The organism is Aerococcaceae bacterium zg-252 (genome assembly GCA_016237705.1).
GTDB classification, from domain to species: Bacteria; Bacillota; Bacilli; order Lactobacillales; family Aerococcaceae; genus Globicatella; species Globicatella yangjingiae.
In genome coordinates this window covers 1,453,429-1,477,927 of sequence record CP066204.1, presented here as the reverse complement: position 1 = coordinate 1,477,927, position 24,499 = coordinate 1,453,429, and the positions used below count along the sequence as shown (strand labels likewise).

Here is a 24,499-nt window from a genome sequence, read left to right as displayed (position 1 = left end):
TTATGGAAACAACAGCAAAAACATATCCAGCAAATTACTGGAAACGTATTGTATTTACATTTTGTATGGGTTGGACAATCATTTGGATTTATAGAGCAATGTTATCACCAATTTATTCAGAAATACAAGGAACAATAGGTCAGCAGTCAAATGCTGCTATGGGGTTAATTTCTTCTTGTTATTTTTTTGGTTATACAGCTTTACAAATACCGTCAGGATTTTTAGTTGATAAATTTGGACAGAAAAAAGTTTTAATTCCAGGTTTTATATTTTTTGCATTGGGCGTTTTTTCAATTGCTTTTGCTAGAAATTTAATGATGATTTACTTAGGTGCTGTAGCAGCTGGTGTGGGTTGTGGTACATATTATGGTGCGGCTTTCTCATTGACTGCTCAACATGTACCAGCAGAGAAAAAAGGATTTTCAACTGCTATTGTTAACTCTGGATCAGCACTAGGGATGATTTTAGGTTTAACGGGATCATCATTTGTTGTAAAACAATTACAATTACCTTGGCAAACAATGGTATTTATTTCAGCAGGGCTGATTGTATTTTTAGTAATTTGGTTTGCTGTAATGATTATTGATTCTTCTAAAGTACCTGTACAAAGTGTAACAACTAGTAAAGTAGAAGAAATGGAAAAAGTTGAAAATGAAGTCGTTGAAAACTTTGCTCCTGTTACAGAAACAAAAGGTGGTCTATTTAAAAAAGAACTACTAGCTTCTTATTTATTATATTTTACAACATGTTATGCGTATTATTTAATTGTTACTTGGTTACCTAATTTCTTAGAATCTGAGCGTGGAATTACTGGATCAATGATTGGGGTTATTACGTCAATGATCGCAGTTACAGCTGTTCCGGGTGCATTATTCTTTGCAAAATTATCAGATAAGCATAAAAATAATAAAGAAAAAATTATTATTGGATTAGAAATTGCTGCTTTTATTTTAGTAGCAGGTTCAATTTTAGCTTCAAATGCTTCAATTTTAGCGATTGTATTATTGGCATATGGATTTTTGGGTAAATTAGCAGTAGATCCTGTTTTAATTTCTTTTGTATCAGATAAAGCAGAGCCAGGAAAAATGGCATCAACTTTAGGTACTTTTAACTTTTTCGGTATGTCATCTTCAGTTGTTGCACCTTGGTTAACTGGATTAATTATTGATAAAACTGGTTCAGGAGAAATTGGCTTTTATATTGGAGCAGGACTTTTAATTTTTGGTACTATCGTATTTTTAATTGCATCAAAGAGAGCAGCTAACCGAGTTTAAAGGAACCAACCTTTTAAAACTTAGGAGGGTATAATATGAAAAAAGTTATTAGTTTACCAACGCAAATATTGATTGCATTAATACTTGGTATTATTTGTGGTTTATTGGTTGGACCGGCTATTGAACCGATAAAGATATTGGGGGACATCTTTTTAAGACTAATTCAAATGTCTGTTGTGGTTATGATTATGGGAGCTGTCATTGAAGCTGTGGGTTCATTAAATCCCAAAGAATTGGGAAGTTTAGGGTGGAAAATGGCGGTATGGTTTTTAGGTGGAACATTGTTTGCAGCTTGTATTGCCATTTTCTTTGGTTTTATATTGAAACCTGGTGTAGGTGTTCAAATGGATTTATCAACCAATTTAGCAGTTGCTCCTATAAATGAATTAACATTATACGAGACAATTTTAAACTTTTTTCCAACTAATATAATAAAATCTATGGCAGAAGCAAACATGATACATGTTATCATTTTCTCGGTATTATTCGGTTTAGGAATCAGTATTTTATCGGTAGAAAAAGATGTTAGTACTGTCAAAAAAATGGTAAATGAATTTAATCAAATAATTGTAAAAATGATTACTATAATAATGAAAATGGCTCCTTTAGGAATTTTCGCATTATTATCATGGGTAACAGGAACAATTGGATTAAGTGTGATGATTCCATTAAGTAAGTTTCTTATAACTATGGCACTCACTACACTTATATATTTAGTGATGTGGATTTTACTTACTGCATCTATATGCAAAGTAAATCCATTACTCTTGGCAAGAAAATTGACTGGTATGACGATAATGGCGTTTACTACGACTTCATCAGCAATTACATTACCAATTAAAATGAGAGATCAAGAAACATTACTAGGTGTAAGTAAAAGGGTATCAGGCTTAGTAGGACCATTAGGAATGGTTATGAATAGTAATGGACTCGCTATTTTCTTAGCGTTAGCAGCTATTACTTTATCTCAGATGTATGGCATTGAAATTTCAGTTTCTCAGGCATTTTCTATTGTATTATTATCTACACTTGCAACTTTGGGGACGGTTGCTGTACCAGGGGGAGGTTTAGTAGCATTAGCTATTGTTATTCCTGCAGTAGGATTACCTATAGAAAGTGTTGCAATTTTAGCAGGAATAGATTGGTTTTCTGGTATGTTTAGAACTGTTTTAAATGTAGATGCGGATGCAACCATAGCAATGATTTTAGCTAAGTCAGAAAATGAATTAGATGATGAAATCTTAAATAGAGAGATATAATTATTTAAGTATCTAGTTTTTGTTAAAGTTCTATAAAGTATAAGGTGTTGCGAAACTTATAATTTATAGAACTTTTTTTATAGATATGGGATAATTTTATTCTAAAATGGAGTAAAAATAAGGAAGATACAATGTTGAAAATTTAGTTTGAGATGAGATTGAGTATTAAAGTTATAATTTTTGAGATTTCTTGAGAATTTATTTTATTGAAATAAATCAAAAAACACTTGGCGTTTTTCACCGAGTGTTTTTTATATATATGCATCACATCATTATCATTTTAACTAAATAGAAAATAAGTTTTTCAAACTCCTGTAGATAGTCTCTCCAACCATTCCACAACTTTTGAATATATTTCGATACCTTTAATTTTATCCATTCTGTCAAAATCATGTTCATTTCCTTGAATCGTAATGAGTTGTGCATTTTTGATAAGTTGTTGCATTTTAATTGATTGACGATAAGGAACATCGGGATCATTAGTTGAATGAACTAAAATGGCAGGTGGTAAATTTGATAATTCCTGTCCAGTTAGAGAAAATTGATTTGACTCAGTCTTGTCATCCAATAAATAATCGAGCCATTTTCCTTTTTTTCGAGCATCAAGATAGATGAGATAGCGATTGATATTTTGCTCTTGTGTAATAGGTTCTTTAGAGTATAAAGATGCTAATATGTTTTCGTTTACATCAAGATATTGATTAAATTGTCGATTTGAATATAGGAAATTAGCATCGTTCAAAGTGTAGTAACCATAAAATAAAATTAAGCCAGCAAGTTTGGAAGATGTCAAACGACTTGCCATTAAAAGTGATAAGTAAGCTCCAGCGGATCTTCCAAAAAAGAAAAATAAAGGTTGGTGATAGTCAAAATAAGTATCAGCATTATCTATTAGCGTTTGAATTGTTTCTTCTAAAACATTTAAGATGCTATTTAATTTAGATTCCGGTGCTAATAGATAGTCAAGCGTTACAATTGAATAGCCATTATTCAGAAATAAAGTCATATATTCTTCTGGTAAATCATCTCGTTTTCCGAAAATTAGGCCACCACCATGAAGATATAAAATAATTTTGTTATTAGGTGTTAAGTCATTAAAGTAATGCGTCATCTGTATAGAATAGGCTGAATGATTGATTACAGTTAATATTTTTTTGTACATAATGTCCACTCTCTCAATATGTTTATTGTACTGTCAGTGTAGCATAAAATCATTTGTTATAAATGAACAAATTTTGAGTAGGAGTTTGTTGTAAACGTGAGTGATGAAAGCAATGAAAACGTATATAATTACGTATAAAGGGGTGATTTATTTGTTACTTACAAAAATTCAAAAAGGTAATTATCAAGATTCAATAAATTTAATGTTGTTATCAGCTGAATTGAATGGCGTAGAGGGTGTCATTCAAGCACAGGTAATGATGGCAACAGATGCAAATAAAGATATTTTTAAAGGAGCAGGTCTTTATACAGATGAGTTGGCTGCAGCTGGTCCTAATGATATGGCAGTGGTAGTAGAAACAAACGATGAATCTGTACTTGAAACAGTATTAACAAAGATTGATCAATTTTTAAATGATTTATCTAGTAAAAAGGCGGTTGATCAACAAGTCAGCGTAGATAATTGGGAAGATGCTTTGACAGCTTTACCAGATGCTAATATGGCATTAGTTTCAATTCCAGGTGAATATGCAGCATTTGAGATTGAAAATGCATTAGATAGAGGACTACATGTATTTTCATTTTCAGACAATATTCCAATTGAAGATGAGGTTCGTTTAAAAGAAAAAGCACATCAAAAAGGCTTATTATTAATGGGTCCAGATTGTGGTACTGGTGTTATTTCAAGTATTCCTATGGCATTTACTAATGTTATTAATCCAGGAAATATTGGAATTGTTGGAGCTTCAGGTACAGGTATTCAAGAAGTGACGACAATTATTGACCGTTTAGGTGGTGGTGTTGTTCATGCGATTGGTACAGGTGGTCGTGATTTGAAAGAACCTGTTGGAGCAAGAACAATGATGGATGCAATAATTGCTTTAGAGCATCATCCTTTGACAGATGTTATTTGTATTATTTCAAAACCACCTGCACAAGCTGTACGTGACGAGGTAGTAGCATTATTACAATCAATTTCAAAACCAGTAGTAGCAATCTTTTTAGGAGAAAAACCAACTGAACATATTGGAAATATTTATTTTGGATATACGCTTGAAGAAACAGCAAAAATTGCAGTTGATTTAGCAAATGGATCAATTATTAAAGATAACTATACAGAGGAATTGAGTAATCAAGTAAATTCAACCTTAGAAGGAAAAACTGTTAAAGGTTTGTATTCCGGAGGAACTTTAGCGAATGAAGCAGCTACTCTAATTGCTGATGCATTAGATTTAGGCTCAATTCAAAATAAAGAAGGATATATATTAAATACGCAAGGATTCCAAGTAATGGATTTGGGTGATGATATCTATACTCAAGGTAAACCACATCCAATGATTGATCCGTCAGTACGTGTTGCGAAGTTGAAAGAAGCATTTGAAGATACGACAACCGGTGTTATTTTATTAGATGTTGTATTAGGATACGGTTCACATCCTGATATGGCTAATGCATTAGCACCGACGATTAAAGAGTATCTTGAAAAAGCAAGAGTAGCAAATCGTGAACTATATATTGTTGGGACTGTGACAGGTACTAATAATGACCCTCAAAATTATAATAAAGCAGTTAATGATTTAAAAGATGCTGGTGTATTAGTAGAATCAACGAATGCTAAAGCAGTTCGATTGGCTCTACATTTAATGGGAGTTCAATATAGATTTGCAGATAAGAAACATACTGCGTTTACTGGTGAGAAAAAAGAATTACCGACACCAAGTCAAAAAGTTTTAGAATTATTGAATAGTACACCACGTGTTATCAATATTGGTTTAGAAAGTTTTGTTGAACCAATTGAAAAATTTGGTGGTAAAGCCATTCAATATACATGGAGACCAATTGCTGGTGGAAATAAAAAATTAATTCGTATTTTGAATCAGTTAAATGAGCATGCAGAAGCAATTAATGAAGCAAATGAAAAAGTGATTGGACGTATGAAGGAATCACAGCCATATTTAGTGGATGTAAAATATGCTAAAGAAGTGATTCCAGAGTTAAATACTGACGAAAAAGTAGTTTTACATGCAGGTCCACCAATTCTATTTGAAAATATGACCGGTCCGATGCAAGGTTCAGTGATTGGTGCTATGATTTTTGAAGGTTGGGCAAAAGACCATGAAGAAGCGCGAGTACAACTTGAGGCAGGAGAAGTTAAATTTATTCCATGTCATCATGTTGGAGCCGTTGGACCTATGGGTGGTATAACAACTGCGAATTTCCCTGTATTGGTTGTGGAAAATAAAATAGACGGTACAACGGGATACTGTATCATGAATGAAGGTATCGGTACTGTTTTACGATTCGGTGCGAATAATGAAGAAGTAATTAATCGTTTGAACTGGATGCGTGATGTTTTAGGACCAGTATTAGGAAAAGCATTACGTACTATTGATGGAGGCATTAATGTCAATGTTATGATTGCAAAAGCAATTGCGATGGGAGATGAATTCCATCAACGAAATATTGCTGCATCATTAGTGTTCTTAAAAGAGATTTCTCCTATTATTGTGGGATTAGATATACCTGCTGAAGAAAAACAAGCTGTAATTCAATTTTTAGCAGATACAGATCAATTTTTCTTAAATATTGCAATGGCGACAGGAAAAGCAATTGTGGATTATGCAAGAAAATTTGAAAAAGGTACAATTGTTACAACTATGGCGAGAAATGGTGAAAACTTTGGTATCCGTATTGCAGAATTTGGAGATCGTTGGTTCACTGCACCGGTAAATACTCCAAAAGGTCTATACTTCACAGGATTTAGTGAAGAAGATGGAAATAAAGATATCGGTGACTCTGCTATTACTGAAACGATTGGATTGGGTGGTTCAGCTATTGTAGCAGCACCAGGAGTGACTCGTTTTATTGGAGCTGGTGGATTCCAAGATGCTGTTCGAATTTCCAATGAACAAGCTAAAATTGTATCAAGTCAAAATTCTGCTTGGACTATTCCAACATGGGATTTCAAAGGAGCAAATTTAGGTATTGATATTCGTAAAGTTGTAGAAACTGGTATTGAACCAATTATTAATACAGGGATTGCACATAAAAATGCTGGTGTCGGTCAAGTAGGTGCCGGAACTGTTACAGCTCCACTTGCGTGTTTCGAAAAAGCTTTAGTGGCTTATGCAGAATCATTAGGTATTAAAGTGGATGATTAATCAAATTGTAGTGACGGATTCAATAGATGTGAGTAATTATTTATACTCTCTACTATTAGAACATCAACTATTTAGGGTCGTATCAATTTTTAAAAGTGGCTTTAATATTAAGCCTGTTAAAAGTAGTCGACCGTTTGATTTAATTTATGTTTCAATTTCAGATGAAAATCGATTTTCAGTTTTAAATTGTGGATTAAAAGATATTGAATTATTTAAATATATACTTGAAAACTTACATCTGGATGATCGAATTGTTTTTACCCCTAAAAAAATGGTGATATATTCGATTAATCAATTAATCTCAATAAAATTAAAGCAAATAAATTATATTGATACGAGTATATTAGACTGCCAATTAAGTAAGGATGATTTAATTTATTTTAAGGAAAATCTCTCATACTGTCATTATGTTCATCAATCTGGATTTGACTTGCCAAGGTTAAATCAGATATTAAAGGAGTGGCATTCGTTAGGATTTCATAAAGATGCGTTTGAAAAATTCTTCCCATTAATCGAGAAACTAATCGGTAATGGAAAAGGGCTGACTCCTTCTGGTGATGATTTTTTGCAAGGATATTTATTGGCGTTAAAATTAACAGGACAAAATTCAGATGAATTTGAAAAGATATTGTTTGATTTATTACTGACTCATACAACTACTGATGTGAGTTGGGCATATTACGCAGCACTCAGTCGGCAATATACTTCAACAATGTGGTTGAATTTGGTAAGAGCAGTAAAAAGTAAGAATATAAGGGAAGCGGAAAAAGCGATTGATACTATCTTGAACATTGGACATACCTCTGGACAGGATATGTTAATAGGTTTTCTATCTCTGATTGATAAAATATAACAAAACATGGAGTGAGGGAGGACGATATGCCTCAAATCACTGGAGCAAAGGTTGCAGAAGAGCATAAGCACTTCAAGAGTTTTGCAAAGTGGATGTTGAGGCAGTCCGAACGAACAAAAATATGGAGTTGAAAAAATGAAGAAAAAAGTATTAGTTGCTTTAGGTGGTAATGCTATTTTATCTGATGATCCGTCAGCAGCAGCACAAATTCAAGCTGTTGAAAAGACAATGGATTATTTAGTAGAATTGGTTAAAGAAGGTCATCAACTTATTATTAGTCACGGTAATGGCCCACAAGTTGGAAACATCTTGTTACAACAAGTGGCAGCTGATTCTGAAAAAAATCCTGCCATGCCTCTTGATACCTGCGTTGCGATGACACAGGGTAGCATTGGGTTTTGGTTACAAAATGCAATGAAGAAAAAATTAACTTCGTTAAATATTGAAAAAGAAGTTATCTCTGTGGTGACACAAGTAAAAGTAGATAAGAATGACCCAGCATTTACGCATTTAACAAAACCAATTGGACCTTTTTATTCGGAAGCAGAAAAAATAGAGCTAGAAGCAAAATCAAATGATAAATTTATTGAAGATGCTGGACGTGGTTTTCGTAAAGTAGTTGCCTCTCCAAAACCGGTTGATATTATTGAAGCAAATGTGATTAAAAAACTTGTTAATAATGATGTGATTACAATTGCTGTTGGTGGTGGTGGAATACCAGTTGTTGAAGAAGAAGGGCAATTGGTAGGCGTTGAGGCTGTTATTGATAAAGATTTTGCATCTGCGAAATTAGCTGAATTAATCGATGCTGATGTGTTATTAATTTTGACTGGTGTCGATAACGTATATATTAACTTTAATAAACCAAATCAACAAAAACTTGAAAATATTACAATTAAACAAGCAAAAGAGTGGATAGAAGAGGGACAATTTGCTCCTGGAAGTATGTTGCCTAAAATTGAAGCGGCAATAGAATTTGTGGAAAACAAAGCAGACGGTGTTGCAGTTATAACATCATTAACGAATGTTCAAAATTACTTTAATGGTGGTTCTGCGACAGTATTGTCAAACAAATGATGTAGGAGGTTAAGATAATGGGCTATAAAAATAATAATATTGGGTACAGAGATAGTTTATTAGAAACACGTGCTGTTGTAAAAAAAGGTTTATATGCAATTTTACCACATGATGGTTTAGTCAATAATTCGATTCCGGGATTTGAAAATGTTAGAATTTCTATTTTAGGATCAGCAGCTTTAGGTGCAAGTTTCAACGATTATATTGCAGAATTTTTAGAAAATGGTAGAAATACTAGAGGTTTTGGTGGCGAAGGTCTTGAAACATTTGTGTATGTTATTTCTGGTAAATTAGAAGTATCGAATGATGCACAAGAAAAGTATCTACTAGAAGATGGGGGATATGCATTCTTCCCTGTAAATGAAAAAATGTATTTTGCAAATGCTCAAACTGAAACAACGGAAGTATTTTTATACCAAAGAAGATATGAGGCACTTGAAGGATATAGTGCTTATAAAGTTGTAGGTAATAAAGCTGATTTACAACCGATTGAATATGAAGGCATGAAAGATGTTTTATTATGGGATTTCTTACCGACAGGTGATTTTGGTTTTGATATGAACATTCATATTTTAGAATTTCAACCGGGTGCTAGTCATGGATATGTTGAAACACACTATCAAGAACATGGTGCTTACCTATTATCTGGACAAGGTATGTACAACTTAGATAATGAATGGTTCCCAGTAGAAAAAGGTGATTACATCTTTATGGGACGTTATTCATTGCAATGTGCGTATGCAGTAGGACGTGATGAGCCTTTAGCATATATTTATTCTAAAGACGCTAATCGTAATCCTGTTTTATAATAGGTGATGACATGGCTGATATGAATAAATTGCTGAGAATTGAGCATCAAGAGCTAAGACAATTAATACAAAATAAATTAATGCAAGCTGGGTTACCAGAAGATGCAGCTCTTGAAACAGCAACACATTTAGTTTATGCTGATTTATCTGGCATCCATTCACATGGTGCGGTTCGTGTTGCCTATTATGCAGAGCGTCTTGCTAAGGGTGGAGTTACTTTAAATCCAAACATTACATATACAAAAACAGGTCCAGGAACTGCTGTATTAGACGGTGATAATGGTCAAGGTCATTATATTGCTAATCTTGCAGTTGATAAGGTAATTGAATTGACTAAAGAAAATGGGATTTCAATGGTCGGTGTAACTCATGTAAGTCATACTGGTATGCTGGCGTATTATGCTGAAAAAATTGCGGATGCAGGTCTTGTAACAATTGTCATGACACAATCTGACCCTATGGTTGTTCCATTTGGAGGAGCTGAAAACTACTATGGTACCAATCCAATCGCATTTGGAGCACCAAGAAAAAATGGGCGTCCAATTATTTTCGATATGGCAACAACTGTTCAAGCGTGGGGTAAAATATTAGATGCACGCTCAAAAGGTCAATCGATACCTGATACATGGGCAGTAAATTCAGAAGGAAATCCAACAACTGATCCACATGAAGTATCTGGGTTATTACCAATTGCTGGGCCTAAAGGCTATGGGTTAATGATGATGGTGGATATATTATCTGGAATGATTTTTGACTTACCTTTTGGAAATAAAGTGTCTTCTATGTATTTGAATTTGGATAAAGGACGTAATTTGGGACATGTTTATATAACAGTTGCCCCTGAGAAATTTACTACTTTGGAGAAATTTACAGCCAATATTGAAACAATGGTTAGTGATTTACATGGAATAAAACCTGCAAAAGGTTTTGATAAAGTGTATTACCCTGGGGAAATTGCTATTATCAAGACAGAACAACACTTGAAACATGGAATTGAAATTCCAGAACATATTATCAATTATCTTAAATCAGATACTGTTCATTTTAATGAATTTGGCCACGGAGGCGCATTTGGATAAGATTATTATGTCATAGCGACCACTACTCATATTATATGGGTGGTGGTTTTTAGTTTTTGGAAAGTATAGGCATTGAGTGGAGTATCACAAGCATAGTAGAGATAGTTTATTGAGGTGAAAGAAAAGATGTCATAAGATCTCCAATTTCTTATAACCCCCACCTATACACAACCATAAAAAACAACTATTACCAATAACAATGATTACTATTGACTATCAACGCTATAGACTTTATGATAAATATATAAACTTAATAAAGTGACAGTGAAGAGATGAGTAGTTGTTTGAACAGTTTAGAGAGCTTGTGGAGGGTGCAAACAAGTCTGGAATAATAATGAAGATGGTCTTGGAGTCAAGTTGATTTAAGCTAGTGAGAAATTGAGTTAATTCATTAGTGAGAGTCAACCGGGTTCTCCCGATAGCGAGAGCGAGTATCTTCTAAATAAGAATGTACTCATAGAGGTGATTTTAGTAATAAAATCACGAATTAAGGTGGTACCATGGAGTGAACGCTTCATCCTTAGCATATTATGCGGGATGGGCGTTTTTTGATTGTAACACTCGCATATACACTATTGAATATAAAGTAACAAAATGGAGGAGAGAGAATATGTCAAAAAAATGGATTAAAGGTTTATGTATTTCAGGATTAGTATTAGCAACAGTCAGTGGTGTTATACCAGCCAATCAACTATTAAATACATCGGATGTAGCGATTGTACAAGCTCAAGAGCAACAATTGTTAAAATGGACTCAAGCATCTGAGATTACAACATTAGATTCAGCAAAATCATATGATACTGTAGCTTATACAGCGTTGCGTCAACTTGGTGAAGGCTTATTACGTACTGCAACTGACGGAAGTATTCAACCTGCAGGAGCTGTTGAATTACCTGAAATTAGTGAGGACGGTTTGACTTATACGTTTAAATTACGTGAAGATGCGAAATGGTCTAATGGAGAACCAGTGACAGCCAAGGATTATGTTTACGCGTGGCGTCGTGCTGTAAATCCAGAAGTAGGGTCTGCCAATGCCTTTTTATTCACTGTTGTTAAAAATGCAGCTGAAATCGCAGACGGTAAAGCTGCTGTCGAAGATTTAGGTGTTGAAGCAGTTAGTGATTATGAATTAAAAGTAACATTAAAAGAGCCAAAAGCGAACTTTGTAAATTATGTTGCTCACGTTAACTATTACCCACAAAATCAAGCAGCTGTTGAAGCAGCTGGTGATGCTTATGGTACATCAAGTGATGCGTTTTTAGGTAATGGCCCGTTCACAGTTGAAAATTGGAATGCAACAGCATTGGAATGGACTTACACTAAAAACCCAGAATATTATGGAGCTGATAAGATTCAAGTTGATCAAATTCATATTGACGTTGTAAAGGATCCTAACACTGCTGTTGAATTGTTTGAAGCAGGAGAGATTGATGCAGCTGCGATTTCTGGACCATTATTAGCTGAATTTAAAGACAGTGAAAACTTAGTAAGTTTCCCAGGATTATCACATTCATATATTGAAATGGGCATTAGTTCAAGCAAACCGTTACAAAATGAAAATTTACGTAAAGCATTATCTTATGTAATTGACCGTCAAACATTAACAAAAAATATTTTAAGTGGAGGAGCAGAAGCTGTAAAAGGTTTAGTACCACAAAATGTTGTATTTAATACTGTTACAGGTAAAGATTATGTTGAGGACCAACAAGATTACGGTGTGTTTGATGTTGAAAAAGCAAAAGAACATTGGGAAAAAGCCAAAGAAGAATTAGGTACGGATACTGTTGAGTTAGAGCTATTAGTTACAGATAGTGAAACAACTAAAATGATTGGTGAATTTATTCAAGGTTTAGTTGAAAGTAATTTAGAAGGATTTAAGTTAAGTTTACGTCCATTACCAGCTAAAAACCGTTTTGCTGAAATGATGTCATTTGATTTTGATATTGCTGTTGGTGGTTGGAGTGCAAGCTTAGGAGATGCGGATGAATATTTAGTCAACTTCTTAACGAATGCAGAACACAATCACGCTCAATTCTTTGATAAGGATTTTGATGCTTTAGTAAAAGAAGCAAACTCACCGGAGGCTGTTGCCAATCCAGCACGCCGTTATGAACTATTGCACGAAGCTGAAAATTACTTGTTAGACCGTCGTGTATTAATTCCGTTAATTCAAAACAATACTACTTTATTAGTATCGGATCGTATTGATAATATTGAGGCAAATCCGAATGGGTCAGGTGTTGATTTTACTACATTAACGTTTAAATAAACGAGTTATCGACATAAAATGAGAAGGAGCTAGGGCATATTATTCTAGCTCCTTTATGTATGTCAATTATCATCAACTTCAGTATTCAATCAGAATAAACTAAAAACACAAATATTTCCCTGAAAATTTAACATACTGAAACAAATTATTTAACTAAAACCTAAAAAAATTATATAATACCATATAGTGCGAGAGAGGACTTTCTGCCTCGAAACACTGGAGCAGCGGTCGAAGAAGTGCATGAGCACTTCAAGAGCAATGCGAAGTGGATGTTGGGGCAGTCCGAACGAGCCGGAATCAATATAGTGCGATAATGAGTGTCTGCCTTGAACCTACACTCAATACATCAAGCGAACGACTCAGCTAGCAAGTTTGACTATTTCTCATTATTTAAACAACACGCACTTGCAGAACTTGAATAAAGCTCAAACAACAATTTAAAAAGAAGGTGAAAGAATGAATGGCTATTGGAAATATTTATTAAGACGTTTTATATATATGGCACTGACATTGTTTGTCATTATAACGGCAACATTTTTATTGCTACAATTTCTTCCAGGGACGCCGTTTGCGAACCAAGATTTATTGACAGCAAAGCAATTGGAATTATTGAATCAAAAGTATGGATTAAATCAACCGATTTTCAAACAGTATATTACATACCTTTCTAATGTCGCGCGTGGAGATTTCGGAGTTTCCTTTCAATTTAATAACTTACCAGTAACGCAAATTATTGCTGACCGTGCTGGTCCATCCATGCAATTAGGATTACAAGCGATGGTATTGGGAACAATAGTAGGAATGTTATTGGGTGTCATTGCAGCTGTGAAGCAAAATACGTGGATTGATACGTTTACGTCTGTTTTTGCGATTGGTGGACGAAGTGTACCAAACTTTGTCTTTGCAGTGGTTTTACAATTTATTTTTGCAGTATGGTTAAATGTATTGCCAATTGCATTTTGGCGTAATGGCTTTGCATCAACTGTTTTACCGACAGTTGCGTTATCGATTTCACCAATGGCAGAAGCGGCACGTTTTATCCGTACGGAAATGATTGAAGTATTAAATAGTGATTATATTGAATTGGCACGAGCAAAAGGTTTTTCAAAATTTTATATTATTTTTAAACACGCCTTGCGTAATGCTTTAATTCCGTTATTGACGATTTTAGGGCCGGTAACAGCTAGTTTGATGACAGGGTCCTTAGTTATTGAACAAATTTTTTCAATTCCAGGTATTGGGGAACAATTTACCAAATCCATTTTAGTCAATGATTATCCAACGATTATGGGGATTACAATTATGTATTCTACATTATTAGTTGTTATGATTTTAATTGTTGATATTTTATACGGAGTGGTTGATCCTAGATTGAGAATGGGACAAGGAGGGAAGTAGATGAGTGAACGTATCGCAAATACATCTTATAATGAAGCTATTTTAAATGATTTAGCAGCAATTGATTCGAATTTATTGCGAATTGATGAGCGTCAGACCAAAGAAGAAAGTGAAGCGATTCATGTGCCCTCACTTAACTTCATGCAAGATTCTTGGCGTCGTTTGAAAAAGAATAAGGGTGCCATGATTTCTTTAGTGATTGTACTATTAATTATTTTAGTAGCTATATTGGCTCCGGTGATTGCTCCAGCATCGCCATTTACTCAAAACCCTGCTCATGCGAATTTAGCACCAAAAATTCCAGGTTTGGAATCTTGGTCTTGGTTTGACGGTAAATCACTCAATCGTGGTGGGAAATTAGTTGACGGCTATGAAAAAGCTGGGATTCCTGAGGGAGTGTATTATTACTTGGGAACTGACGGCTTAGGTCGTGATTTATTATCACGTATTTTATATGGGACTCGTATTTCATTACTGGTTGCTTTTGTAGCAGCGCTAATTAACTTAGTATTTGGTATTGTGTATGGTTTGATTTCTGGTTGGCTTGGGGGAAAAGTCGATACGGTGATGCAACGTATTTTAGAAGTACTATCCGGTATCCCTAACTTAGTTATCGTGGTGTTAATGTTACTAGTATTAAAACCAGGGATTACGTCGATTATCATAACAATTGCCTTGACAAGTTGGATTACGATGTCACGTGTTGTACGAGCACAAACTTTACGTTTAAAGCAGACAGAATATGTGTTAGCTGCGCAAGTATTAGGACAGCATCCGGTTAAAATTATGTTGAAACATATTTTACCGAATATGGTTGGTATTATTATCGTACAAGTGATGTTTGCATTGCCGTCAGCAATATTTTTCGAGGCATTTTTAAGTTTTATCGGAATTGGGATTCCAGCTCCAAATGCATCATTGGGTACCTTAATTAATGACGGTTATAAAACATTTCGTTTTTTACCACACTTGATGTGGTATCCAGCTGCTGTTATTTCGGTTCTGATGTTATCGTTCAATTTATTAGCAGATGGGTTGCGTGATGCCTTTGACCCTAAAATGAAAGAGTAGGTGTAATGATGAGTGAAACAATTTTAACTGTGAAAGATTTACACGTTCATTTTAAGACATTTGCTGGTGAGGTACAGGCGATTCGTGGTGTGAACTTTGAATTGAAAAAGGGAGAAACACTAGCTATTGTGGGGGAGTCTGGTTCTGGTAAGACGGTGACGACGCGTTCGATTATGGGATTGCTTGGGAAGAATGCAGATATTAAATCTGGTGAGATTATTTTTAATGGTGAAAATTTATTGCAGTATTCAGAGCGTCAAATGCGTAATATTCGTGGAACGCAAATTGCGATGATTTTCCAAGACCCAATGACATCGTTAAATCCTACTTTAACGATTGGACAACAAATTATGGAAGTGTTGACGAAACAACGTGGAATGTCACGTGCTGAGGCAATAAAAGAAACGATTGATTTACTCACTCTCTGTGGTATTCGTGAACCAGAGTCACGCTTGAAACAATATCCACATCAATTTTCTGGTGGTCAGCGTCAACGGATAGTGATTGCGATTGCGTTAGCTGGTGACCCTGAAATTTTAATTGCTGATGAACCGACAACGGCATTAGATGTGACGATTCAAGCTCAAATTATTGAATTGCTACAAGAAATTCAACGTGTAAAAGGTATGTCAATTATCTTTATTACGCATGATTTAGGTGTAGTAGCCAATGTGGCGAATCGTGTGGCTGTAATGTATGCTGGCAAGTTGGTGGAAATTGGTAGTGTGGATGACATATATTATCATCCACAACATCCATATACATGGGGCTTGTTAAGTGCGATGCCGACACCTAATCAAAAAGGTAAGTTATATGCGATTCCTGGTACACCACCAGATTTATTGAATCCACCGAAGGGTGATGCGTTTGCTTTACGCAATGAGTATGCGCTAGCGATTGATTTTGAAATGCAACCACCGATGTTTGAAGTAGGACCGGGACATTATGCTGCAACTTGGTTGTTACATCCCGAAGCACCTAAGGTTACACCACCACAAACGATTTTAGAACGTTATCAATATTTTGAAACAAAACAGAAAGGAGTGCAATGATGACAGAAAGCAAAAAATTAATTCAAGTAAAAGAATTAAAACTTTACTATAATCAAGGAACTCCGCAAGAAGTTAGAGCAGTGGACGATGTGAGTTTTGATATTTATAAGGGCGAAACATTTGGGCTCGTTGGTGAATCGGGTAGTGGGAAATCGACAATTGGTCGAACGATTGTTAATTTGCTGCAACCGACCGACGGGAAAATTATTTATGACGGCGAAACGGTAAATGCTAAACAATCATTAGCTGCTCGTCGTGCATTTAATAAAAAGGTTCAAATGATTTTTCAAGACCCTTATGCGTCACTTAATCCACGTATGAAAGTGCGTGATATTATTGCTGAAGGTATTGATGTGCATGGTTTAGCAGCGAATGTTAAGGAGCGTAATGACCGAGTGAATCAATTGTTGGAAACGGTTGGTTTGAATATTGACCATGCGTCACGTTACCCACATGAATTTTCGGGTGGGCAGCGTCAACGGATTGGGATTGCACGTGCCTTGGCAGTTGAGCCAGAATTTATCGTTTGTGATGAGCCGATTTCAGCACTGGACGTATCCATTCAAGCACAAGTGATTAATTTATTGGAAAAACTGCAACAAGATCATGGTCTGACTTATTTATTTATTGCCCATGACTTGTCAATGGTAAAATATTTCAGTGATCGTATTGGAATGATGTATCATGGAAAATTAGTAGAGTTAGCTGATGCACAAACTTTATATGATAATCCACAACATCCATATACGAAAAGTTTATTATCAGCGATTCCATTGCCGGATCCGGATTATGAGCGTCAGCGTCAACGTATTATTTTCGATGAGCAACAAATGAATGCGAATGCACCACTAAAGGAAATTGCACCGGGACATTTTGTTCAAGCTGTACAGGATTAAAAATAGTTTAATAAATCACTTGTGTTTCGTTGGAAATGCAAGTGATTTTTGTGTAAAGTGAAAGTGATAGTCGAGTATGTCGATATCTTTAAGGACATACATATAGATGATAAAATGATAAGGTGGAATTTTTATGACATTTCGTGCATGGATAGTAGATGAAATCAATGGACAACATTCGTTTGAGTTAAAAGAAATAGAACGAACTCAATTAAGTGCTGGAGATGTATTAATCAAAGTTCATTATAGTTCGCTTAATTATAAAGATATGTTAGCGGCGACTCCAAAAGGGGGAGTGATTCGTCAGTATCCAATGATTCCAGGAATTGACATAAGCGGAGAAGTAGTGGAAGATTCGACTGGAACGTATCAATCGGGACAATTGGTTTCGGTAATTGGATATGGTGTGGGTGTTTCGCATACTGGGGGATTGAGTGAATATGCTCAAGTGCCAAAAGAATGGATTATGCCTTTACCAAATGGGCTGACAGCAAAACAGGCGATGATAATGGGGACTGCGGGGTTGACGGCAGCTTTAGCTGTTCAAGCATTATTAGCAAATGGAATGCGTGTGGAACAGCAACCATCAATTTTAGTGACGGGTGCATCTGGTGGAGTAGGAAGTGTCGCAATTCGCTTATTGCGTGCACTTGGGTTTGAGCAAGTAACAGCTCTTATTCGTAAGTCATATCAAGAAACTGTAGTTCGTTCGGTTGGGGCGACGGCTATTATGGACGCTAGCGAAGTATTCATTAAAGAAAATCCATTACTTTTAAAAGAGAAATTTGATTTCATCATTGATAATGTAGGTGGAGAAGTAGCGTCACATCTGATTCCACAAATACGCTATGGTGGTAGTATGGCTCTGTGTGGTAATGCAGGTGGCATCCAATTGCATACGACAGTTTTACCATTTATTTTGCGTGGTGTGAATTTATTGGGTATTGATTCAGTTAATATTCCATTGGAAGAACGCATGGCGATATTAGAAAAATTTGCAACTGAATGGGATGTTTTGAATGATTTAGTGGTTAATGAAATTTCATTAGAAGAAATTGCTGAGTCATTGGCACAATTAAAACAAGGGGCTCATGTTGGACGTACCATTGTAAAAGTAATTCAATAGTATTTATGAGCAAAGGCTAAGAGGTTTTCTTAGTTTTTGCTTATTTACATAGGAGTGCGATGCCAATGGTGATTTGTTGCTAAAAGTGCGTTTTAGGCGAATAAATAAAATTTCATAAAATAAAATAAATTTCATAAAAAAAAGTGTTGAAATTTATTTTCGTACATGTTATAATGAAACCGTAATCAAGAAAGCGTTTAATATGTATGCTGATTTCGAACAGTTGGAAACAGATTAAACAATGTTTGGGGGTGTGAATGTGTCATATCTAGGGATAGATATCGGCGGAACATTTATCAAATATGCTTTATTAGATGAACAAGGTGAGGCATTAACAGAAACGTATAAGGTAAAGACGCATTGTACCGAATCAACGAATTATATTTTAGAGCAAGTAATTGCGATTTGCGAAGAAATGCAAGCTAAGTATGATTTTAAAGGTGTAGCAGTGGGAACAGCCGGCGTTGTAAATTCAAGTGATGGCTCAATTGCTTATGCAGGATATACGATTCCTGAGTACACAGGAACACCGATTAAGCGACAAGTTGAATCGGCAACAGGTCGACGGTGTACGGTTATCAATGATGTGAATGCTGCTTGTTTAGGGGAATACTGGAAAGGGTTTGGACAAGCGAATCGTCCACAATCACTTGTCTGTTTGACGATTGGAACAGGCGTCGGGGGAGCGGTCTTTATTGACGGTCATCTGTACGAAGGTTCATCGTACATGGCAGGAGAAGTTGGCTACTTACCATTAGCGAATGGAAAAATGTTTCAAGATGCTGCATCGACAACAGCTCTTTTAGCACAGGCTGAAAGTGCACTCGGTTATCAGGTGACAGGCGAACAATTTTTTGAGCTATTAGCTGCTAATGATGAAAAAGTACAAGTGGTATTTGATTCGTTTATCGACAGTTTAGCTCAAGGGTTACTGACGATACATTATCTTCTCAATCCGGAACAAATCGTTCTTGGTGGAGGAGTGTTGGCTCAAGAAACAGTTATTTTACCAGCACTCACACGACGCTTATCAGAAATTGTTATCGACCAACGCTTTTTATCTGCAAAAATTTCAGCAGCACAACTCGGTAACAATGCAGGAATGTTAGGAGCCTTATATTACCATTTACATGAAGCAAACTAATTTTGAGGGGATGCATCAATGAATTTGGTTAAAAAGATTGAAGCGAACTTCGTAAATTTTTCGCCAAAAGAGCGTTTAATTGCTACTTATTTGCTTCAAGAACAGCATCAGTTAAAAAATATTAGTATCCATGATTTATCCAGTTCAATCGGAACATCGGCAGCTACGATTACACGATTCTGTCGCAAGATTGGCTGCGAAAGTTTTGTCGAATTAAAGATGGAACTACAAGCTAGTGCTAATCCGGTAGTGGATACGAAAGAATTGGATGAATTTCATACGGTATTACAGTATTACAATCGTGTCATCGGACGGACAGCAGAACTTCTTGATGAAGAGCAGATTAGTCGTGTGATTGATTTGTTGATGAATGCCAATCGGATTGTCATTTATGGCATGGGAAGTTCAGGGCTTACGGCAAAGGAATTTGCGATTCGTCTATCTCGAATGGGATTGAATGCGATTGGAGAATCAGACTCTCATATGATGATTATCGGAAGTGCGATTACGCAAGCAGGTGATGTCGTCATAGGGTTCAGTAATTCAGGGGAAACGAAGGAAGTGATTCATGCATTAAAGAATGCCAAACAAAATAAAGCAACAACCATTAGTATCACAAGTATTAAAGGTAGTACAATTACAAAATTATCAGACGAGATTTTATTTGTGCATAGTAGTCGTTTTGTTAATAATGATCAGTTTGCAAACACACAATTGCCATTTTTCTATTTGGTCGATGTGATTACACTTAATTTATTAGAAAATCAAACTTATGCAACAAAAATGAAGACAACGGTTCAAGAAATTTTACAAAATACTAATTTTACGGAGGATTTAACATCATGAAATTGAATAAATTTAAAAAATTAGTTGCTTTAGCAATGTCAGCTTCTTTATTATCAGGTATTACAGCTCAATTTGCTCCAGCAATTGCTCATGCTGAAGACCAAGTAACAATTAAATTCTGGAACTTCCCTAACTTTACAAGTGATAGCGAATTCAAAACACCAGAAGAATATGACAAAGCTTTAATCGCTGCATTTGAAGCTAAATATCCTAACATCAAAGTAGAGTATCAAAAATTAGACTTCACTGACGGTCCTGCTAAAGTAGAAACTGCATTACAATCACAAACAAACCCAGATGTTATTTATGATGCACCAGGTCGTGTTATTGACTGGGCAAGTAAAGGATACTTAGCACCATTCTCAGATGTAGATACTGCTACATTAAATGAATCAGCAGTTAAAGCAAGCTCATTCGACGGTCAATTATACTTATATCCACAAGGTATTGCACCATTCTTAATGGCAGTTAACACTGAAGTAACAGATAAATTAGGTGTTACTGATTTATTACCACTTAATTCAGAAGATCGTAACTGGACTGTTGATGAATTCCAAAAATTCTTAGAAGCAGTGCAAGAAAAAGATTCAGAAATGATTCCGACTGTACTTTACTCTAAATCAGCTGCTGGGGACCAAGGTCCACGTGCATTTGTTTCAAACTTATTCGGATCATGGATTACAAATGATGAAGTAACAGAATACACAATTAACAACGAAGCTGGTGTTAAAGCTATGGAATGGATTCAAGAGCAAGCACCTAAAGGAATTATCGGACAAGGTGCTGCCTTAGAAGCTAAAGATGCTTTAGAATACTTCAAATCTGGTAAAGCTGCTTTAACAATTTTAGCAAGTCCTGGTTTATTAGCTCAATGGAAAGATGCTGAAGGCTTAACTGCTCGTTTCTTACCATTCCCTAACGTTGACAAAGCACCTAAATATGAATATTTAGTAGCTGGTCCAGCAGTATTTGACAATGGTGATGAAGCTAAAGTTAAAGCTGCTCAACAATTCGTTGACTTCATGATTAACGATGAAGAATGGGGTATTCGTACATTAAAAGCAACAGGTAACTTCTCTGCTAAGAAAGATGAAACTGGATTGTATGATGATGAAGAGTTAGCATTTGCTGAAAAATTAAGTGCTCACTTCGGTGCATACTACAATACTATCCCTGGATATGCTAGAATGCGTCCATTATGGTTCCCATTATTACAAGGTGTATTATCTGGCGATACTAAAGATGTAAAAGAAGCATTAGATGCTTTCGTAAAAGAAGCAACTGAAATCTATGAAGAAGAAGCTGCATTATTAAAACAATAATAAATAGATGAATTGAGAGCTCAAATTCATTCTAGACTGACGTAAGATTGACATTAAAATAAGATGAGTTAACAGAGATTGCACTAATCGTTGAGATTAATATCACTCGTAAATTCCTTGCTACAACGATTGTGTTGGTGCAGAGTTGTTACTCATCTTGTTTTATCGAAATCGTGTATTTGTCGACGAATGAATTTGGGCTTTTTTCTCTTAAAAATGATATAAGGAGTTGAGTATACATGTTAAATCGTTTAAAACGTAAGTATGATTTGAGTGGGTACCTATTTATTGCTCCGTCGATGATATTCTTTGTGACCTTTGTCCTTTATCCAATGTTAAAAGGGATGCATATGTCACTGTTTCGTTTTCGTGGGCGCAGACAATTATTTGTAGGTCTTGAAAATTACGTCAAATTACTATCTGATAATGTATTTTTACGTTCAATGGGTAATACCATGTTTATCGTAGCAATCGCCGTACCGATTGTTGTTGTACTATCACTTTTTATTGCCATCAATATTTATAATAAATCAGCTGCTGTTCGAAGTTTCTTCCGTGGAGTATTTTACTTACCAGCAGTATCATCTGTTGTTTCAATTACGGTAGTATGGTTATGGATTTATAACCCAGACTTTGGGATTTTAAATTATGTTTTAAAATCAATGCATGTTGTTAACGGAAATGTACAATGGTTGGGAAATTCAGCAACTGCAATTTATGCAATTATTATCGTTTTAATTACAACAAGTATTGGTCAACCGATTATTTTATATATCGCTGCATTGGGGAATGTGCCTGTTGAATTGATAGAGTCAGCTAAAATTGATGGAGCATCAAACTGGGTGATTTTTAAAAATATTATTTGGCCATTAATTATTCCAACGACATTATATATCGTTGTAACAACGACAATTAATAGTTTCCAAATTTTTGCGTTAATTCAATTGATGACGGCAGGTGGGCCTAATTATGCGACTTCAACCGTTATGTATTTAGTATATGAAACAGGAATCAAGATTCAAGATTATGGTAAAGCGAGTGCAATGGGTGTTGTTTTAGCAGCAATTATTGCGGTAATTTCTACTTTACAATTCAAATACTTGAACCGCGATATTGATTAGGAGGTAACAATTATGGAATTTAAAAAATTTGGATTATATAATATTTTATCTTTTACATTGTTATCAGCTTTAACAATCTTTTTCATCTTTCCATTTTATTGGATTGCGACAGGGGCGTTTAAATTACAAGATGTAGCGATTGCTTTGCCACCGCAATGGTTTCCTACTTCACCAACGCTCGATAACTTTCGACAATTATTAGTGCCATTAACTGCAAGATGGTTCTTTAACTCAGTGTTTGTGTCATTAGCGACTACGGTTTTAGTTTGTGCAACTGCGTCATTAGCTGGTTATGCTCTAGCTAAGAAACATTTCCCAGGTGTGAAACTATTATTCGCCATTTTTATTGGTGCAATGGCATTGCCAAAACAAGTAATCTTAATTCCATTATTACGTTTGATTACTGAAATGCAATTAATGGATACATATCGTGCATTGATTTTACCTGCTGTTGGTTGGCCATTCGGTATTTTCTTGATGAAACAGTTCTCACATTCAGTTCCAGATTCATTATTGGAATCTGCTGATATTGATGGTTGTGGAGAAATCAAAAAATTCGTCAATATTGTATTACCAATTGTAAAACCAGGTATCGGTGCGTTAGCAATCTTTACGTTCATTTCAAGTTGGAACGATTACTTCTCACAATTAGTATTCACGAACTCTGAAGCGATGAAAACTTTACCATTAGGTTTGGCATCAATGGCACAACAAGCTGAGTTCTCATTGAACTATGGTTTATTAATGGCTGGGGCGTTAGTAGCGTCATTACCGATGATTATTGTGTTCTTAATGTTCCAAAGCTTCTTCGCACAAGGTATTACTGTAGGGGCGGTGAAGGGCTAATGGTACATCCTTTAATTGAACAAATAAAAGGTAAATTAATTATTTCATGCCAAGCATTACCAGGCGAGCCATTATATCGTCCAGAAGGTGGTATTATGGTGTTAATGGCAAAAGCAGCACTTGAAGCAGGTGCTGTGGCGATTCGAGCACAAGGTATTACAGATATTAAGCAAATTAAAGAAGCTTTTGATGTACCTGTGATTGGTATCATTAAGAAGAATTATGAAGGATATGATTCTTATATTACTGCTACAATGGATGAGGTAGATGCTTTAGTTGAAGCTGGTAGTGACATTATCGCTTTAGATGCGACATTACGTCAGCGAGGTGACGGCTCAACGGTCAATGAATTTGTGCAAGCCATTAAAGCGAAATATCCAGAACAATTATTAATGGCAGATATTTCGAATTTAGAAGAGGGCTTAAATGCTGCAGAATTAGGCTTTGATTTGATTGGGACAACAATGAATGGTTATACATCGTATACAGAAGGACAATCAAAAGGGCCGAATTTCGAATTGATGAAGCAACTAGTGGAACAAACGAATGTTCCGATTGTTGCAGAGGGAAAAATTCATTCGCCAGAAGATTTAGCTAAAGCATTTGAACAAGGAATTCATACGGCTGTGGTAGGTGGTGCGATTACTCGTCCATTGGAAATCGCAAGACGCTTTATGGCAGTAGTTCCAGAAGCATAGAGTTGTCTATAAGGTACGATGCTTTAAGCAAAGTGTA

The 24,499-nt window shown here is 35.4% G+C and carries 20 protein-coding genes and 1 other annotated feature; of the genes, 19 read left to right on the top strand and 1 reads right to left on the bottom strand.

Annotation, left to right across the window (positions count from 1 at the left end):
* The first annotated feature begins 2 nt into the window (after positions 1 to 2).
* Positions 3 to 1,274, top strand: coding sequence for an MFS transporter (locus tag JDW14_06865; protein ID QQD65045.1), 1,272 nt, complete (start codon positions 3 to 5; stop codon positions 1,272 to 1,274).
* A gap of 35 nt (positions 1,275 to 1,309) precedes the next feature.
* Positions 1,310 to 2,533, top strand: a complete 1,224-nt coding sequence (locus tag JDW14_06860) for a dicarboxylate/amino acid:cation symporter (GenBank protein QQD65044.1) — start codon at positions 1,310 to 1,312, stop codon at positions 2,531 to 2,533.
* 304 nt (positions 2,534 to 2,837) lie between these two features.
* On the opposite strand, the gene JDW14_06855 is transcribed toward JDW14_06860, so the two are convergent.
* Positions 2,838 to 3,695 carry an alpha/beta hydrolase gene (locus JDW14_06855; protein ID QQD65043.1) on the bottom strand — a complete coding sequence of 286 codons (858 nt, stop codon included), beginning with the start codon at positions 3,693 to 3,695 and terminating at the stop codon, positions 2,838 to 2,840.
* Between the two features lie 151 nt (positions 3,696 to 3,846).
* Between JDW14_06855 and fdrA the strand changes: the two genes are divergently transcribed.
* The 17 genes from fdrA (at position 3,847) to JDW14_06770 (ending at position 24,462) form a co-directional block, all read left to right on the top strand.
* Entirely contained in the window at positions 3,847 to 6,855 is a 3,009-nt protein-coding gene (fdrA, locus tag JDW14_06850) for an acyl-CoA synthetase FdrA (protein QQD65042.1), read from the top strand.
* Positions 6,848 to 7,708, top strand: coding sequence for a DUF2877 domain-containing protein (locus tag JDW14_06845; protein QQD65041.1), 861 nt, complete (start codon positions 6,848 to 6,850; stop codon positions 7,706 to 7,708). Before fdrA ends, JDW14_06845 begins: the two co-directional genes overlap by 8 nt.
* 135 nt (positions 7,709 to 7,843) lie before the next feature.
* Entirely contained in the window at positions 7,844 to 8,785 is a 942-nt protein-coding gene (gene arcC / locus JDW14_06840; protein QQD65040.1) for a carbamate kinase, read from the top strand.
* A gap of 17 nt (positions 8,786 to 8,802) precedes the next feature.
* Positions 8,803 to 9,594, top strand: a complete 792-nt coding sequence (locus tag JDW14_06835; GenBank protein QQD65039.1) for a (S)-ureidoglycine aminohydrolase — start codon at positions 8,803 to 8,805, stop codon at positions 9,592 to 9,594.
* 20 nt (positions 9,595 to 9,614) lie between these two features.
* Positions 9,615 to 10,673: an ureidoglycolate dehydrogenase gene (gene allD, locus JDW14_06830; protein ID QQD66524.1), complete on the top strand. Its 1,059-nt coding sequence runs from the start codon at positions 9,615 to 9,617 to the stop codon at positions 10,671 to 10,673.
* Positions 10,674 to 10,928: 255 nt separating this feature from the next.
* Positions 10,929 to 11,198: a binding site (T-box leader), on the top strand.
* Positions 11,199 to 11,283: 85 nt separating this feature from the next.
* The gene (locus tag JDW14_06825) at positions 11,284 to 12,942 is read left to right on the top strand and encodes a peptide ABC transporter substrate-binding protein (GenBank protein ID QQD65038.1); all 1,659 of its coding nucleotides are present in this window, start codon (positions 11,284 to 11,286) and stop codon (positions 12,940 to 12,942) included.
* A 456-nt stretch (positions 12,943 to 13,398) separates the two neighbouring features.
* Complete coding sequence (locus JDW14_06820) at positions 13,399 to 14,340, top strand: ABC transporter permease (protein QQD65037.1); 942 nt, start codon at positions 13,399 to 13,401, stop codon at positions 14,338 to 14,340.
* Positions 14,341 to 15,411 carry an ABC transporter permease gene (locus tag JDW14_06815; GenBank protein ID QQD65036.1) on the top strand — a complete coding sequence of 357 codons (1,071 nt, stop codon included), beginning with the start codon at positions 14,341 to 14,343 and terminating at the stop codon, positions 15,409 to 15,411.
* An 8-nt stretch (positions 15,412 to 15,419) separates the two neighbouring features.
* Positions 15,420 to 16,463 (top strand): ABC transporter ATP-binding protein, encoded by a 1,044-nt coding sequence (locus JDW14_06810; GenBank protein ID QQD65035.1) that lies wholly within the window; start codon positions 15,420 to 15,422, stop codon positions 16,461 to 16,463.
* The gene (locus JDW14_06805) at positions 16,463 to 17,359 is read left to right on the top strand and encodes an ABC transporter ATP-binding protein (GenBank protein QQD65034.1); all 897 of its coding nucleotides are present in this window, start codon (positions 16,463 to 16,465) and stop codon (positions 17,357 to 17,359) included. Before JDW14_06810 ends, JDW14_06805 begins: the two co-directional genes overlap by 1 nt.
* Positions 17,360 to 17,492: 133 nt before the next feature.
* Positions 17,493 to 18,485: a YhdH/YhfP family quinone oxidoreductase gene (locus tag JDW14_06800; GenBank protein ID QQD65033.1), complete on the top strand. Its 993-nt coding sequence runs from the start codon at positions 17,493 to 17,495 to the stop codon at positions 18,483 to 18,485.
* A gap of 259 nt (positions 18,486 to 18,744) precedes the next feature.
* Entirely contained in the window at positions 18,745 to 19,629 is an 885-nt protein-coding gene (locus JDW14_06795; GenBank protein ID QQD65032.1) for an ROK family protein, read from the top strand.
* Between the two features lie 18 nt (positions 19,630 to 19,647).
* The gene (locus tag JDW14_06790; protein QQD65031.1) at positions 19,648 to 20,475 is read left to right on the top strand and encodes a MurR/RpiR family transcriptional regulator; all 828 of its coding nucleotides are present in this window, start codon (positions 19,648 to 19,650) and stop codon (positions 20,473 to 20,475) included.
* Positions 20,472 to 21,797 carry an extracellular solute-binding protein gene (locus JDW14_06785; GenBank protein QQD65030.1) on the top strand — a complete coding sequence of 442 codons (1,326 nt, stop codon included), beginning with the start codon at positions 20,472 to 20,474 and terminating at the stop codon, positions 21,795 to 21,797. The genes JDW14_06790 and JDW14_06785 overlap by 4 nt, the downstream gene beginning before the upstream one ends.
* 239 nt (positions 21,798 to 22,036) lie before the next feature.
* A complete protein-coding gene (locus JDW14_06780; GenBank protein QQD65029.1) occupies positions 22,037 to 22,918 on the top strand; it encodes a sugar ABC transporter permease in 882 nt (293 codons plus the stop codon).
* Between the two features lie 12 nt (positions 22,919 to 22,930).
* Entirely contained in the window at positions 22,931 to 23,764 is an 834-nt protein-coding gene (locus JDW14_06775; GenBank protein ID QQD65028.1) for a carbohydrate ABC transporter permease, read from the top strand.
* Positions 23,764 to 24,462, top strand: a complete 699-nt coding sequence (locus JDW14_06770; protein QQD65027.1) for an N-acetylmannosamine-6-phosphate 2-epimerase — start codon at positions 23,764 to 23,766, stop codon at positions 24,460 to 24,462. The genes JDW14_06775 and JDW14_06770 overlap by 1 nt, the downstream gene beginning before the upstream one ends.
* Positions 24,463 to 24,499: the final 37 nt, after the last annotated feature.